Here is a 232-nt window from a genome sequence, read left to right on the forward strand (position 1 = left end):
TTGCAGAATGGACGATGACGAAGATCAAAGGTCGGCGAGGCGCCCAGATTCTCGCCGCCGCACTCGGTACCGCGATTTTCATTGATGACTATTTCAACGCGCTTGCCGTCGGCCAGGTGGCGCGCCCCGTTAGCGACCGCCACAAGGTGTCTCGCGCGAAGCTCGCCTACCTCATCGACTCATCGTCGGCACCGGTCGCTGTTCTTGCACCGTTTTCTTCGTGGGGCGCTTC

General features: G+C 60.8%; 1 pseudogene. It reads left to right on the forward strand.

The features are described from left to right. Positions 1 to 14: 14 nt before the first annotated feature. A pseudogene (locus tag QP363_RS13595) lies at positions 15 to 232 on the forward strand (Na+/H+ antiporter NhaC family protein); the annotation flags it as partial.

Origin of the sequence: Corynebacterium sp. UMB6689 (assembly GCF_030215295.1) — a bacterium.
Taxonomy (GTDB): Bacteria; Actinomycetota; Actinomycetes; order Mycobacteriales; family Mycobacteriaceae; genus Corynebacterium; species Corynebacterium aurimucosum.